The following is a 1,603-nucleotide window of genomic DNA, read 5'->3' as shown; positions in this document are numbered from 1 at the left end:
CGCGGACGCCGCGGACCCCGCGGCGCTCCCCCACGGTGACGCCGGGTCGCCGAGGCTCGCGGTCGCGCCGCCCGTGGCGCGGGAGTCGGGGAACTCCTCGAGCGGGACGAAGTAGACGTTCCGGCTCTGACTGGGGACCACCAGGGTGTCGTCGACGAGGATCGGCCCGGCCGGGGCCAACGGCCCCTCCAGCTCGAGGACGCCGGTGATCGCGCCGGTGCGGACGTCGAGGCGGTACACGTTCCCGGCGGTGGTCGAGAAGTAGGCACCACCCGCGTGGATCACCGGGGCACCCTTGATCGCGCCGACAGGGTTACGCCACAGTCGCTCGCCGGAGTGCAGGTCATACGCGTAGGCGGCGCCCGTGGTGGGACTGCCCACGAAGACGGTGCCGTCGTGGATGGTCGGCGCACCGGACCGGTTGTTGGTCGGGGCGGGCCCGTCGCCGATCACGTCCCGCCACACCACCTCGCCGGACTGCTGGTCCATCGCGATGATCGTGTGCTCCTCGCGCGCGCCGGCGATCCCGGGCAGCAGGGCGCGGTTGGCCGTGGTGACGACGATCCCCTCGTCGACGGCCGGCGGGACGTCGTCGAGGCCGTGGGTGAACTCGGGGAACTCCCGCTGCCAGGCGAACTCGCCGGCCGCGGTGTCGTAGGCGAAGAACGTGTACGGCCGGGGCGCGCCGCCGCCGAAGTACAGCACTCCGCCCTGTTCCGACGGCGAGGACATGCTCACCACGTGGCCGGTCTCCACCACCTCGAGCGCCTCACCGGTCGCCGGGTCGAGCTTGTACAGGCGCCGATCGCCGGTGACCGCCCACACCGCTCCGCCCGTCACGGCGGGTGTCGGCATGACCTCGCCGGCGGTGTCGTGGCGCCACAGGATCTCACCGGTGTCCGGGTCCAGACCCAGGACGCCGGACTCCCCGGTGCCGCGGTAGCCACCCGGCCCGTCCTGGAAGAAGCGGTTGCCGAATCCCACGAACAGCCGCCCGTCGGAATGGATCATCTCCGAATGCACTCAGTTCGGCGCCTGCGTCTGCCACAACAATTCGCCCGTCGCCAGGTCGAACGCCTGCAGCTCCCCGGAGCCGTGACTGCCGACGAACACCTTGCCGTCGGCCACCACCGGGGTCGCCCGCACCTCGTTCGCGGTGGGGATGGTGCCGGAGAAGATCTGGGCTCCACCGGTGACGACGTGGGTGTTGTTGGTGGGGGTCGCGCGGTACTGGCTCCAGTCGCCGGCGTCAGCGTGGGCGGGGCCGATGCCGGACAACAGGAGCGCCGAGACGGTCAGGCCGCCGGTGAGGACACGAACAGAGCTGAGACGGAGCCTGGGCATACCTGAAGGCTGACTGGCCATCTCATGTGTAGCGCCCGTGGCCTGGCGGGAGCGGTGTCCGCGCCGGTGCGGTCGGCGCCCCTGCACCCCCGGAATCACAGGTCGGTCCGCTACGGTGGCGGGTCGACGCGGCCCGTCCGGGGCCGGCGACGCGCACCGGGAGTAGTAGATGACGACGACGAGCCAGCAGCCGGCCGCCGGGGAGCCGAACCCCGCGGGACAGCCGGGCGGGGGCCCGGAGGGTGGGGCACGTCCGGGC

General features: G+C 72.5%; 2 protein-coding genes. Both read right to left on the bottom strand.

Annotated features, from left to right (window positions below; translation table 11 throughout):
* A partial coding sequence (locus G6023_RS12935) for a BamB-related PQQ repeat family beta-propellar protein (RefSeq protein WP_182635881.1) occupies window positions 1-1,011 on the bottom strand: 1,011 nt, incomplete at its 3' end.
* A gap of 12 nt (window positions 1,012-1,023) precedes the next feature.
* Window positions 1,024-1,344 carry a PQQ-binding-like beta-propeller repeat protein gene (locus G6023_RS12930; protein ID WP_182635879.1) on the bottom strand — a complete coding sequence of 107 codons (321 nt, stop codon included), beginning with the start codon at window positions 1,342-1,344 and terminating at the stop codon, window positions 1,024-1,026.
* Window positions 1,345-1,603 lie beyond the last annotated feature (259 nt).

The sequence above is a fragment of the Dietzia sp. DQ11-71 genome (assembly GCF_014144995.1).
Lineage (GTDB): Bacteria > Actinomycetota > Actinomycetes > Mycobacteriales > Mycobacteriaceae > Dietzia > Dietzia kunjamensis.
This window is presented reverse-complemented; position numbering and strand designations above follow the sequence as displayed.

What these genes read in the sequence shown, in the direction of transcription:
- G6023_RS12930 (WP_182635879.1), bottom strand. Translation starts at nt 1,344, where the DNA reads ATGCCCAGGCTCCGTCTCAGCTCTGTTCGTGTCCTCACCGGCGGCCTG.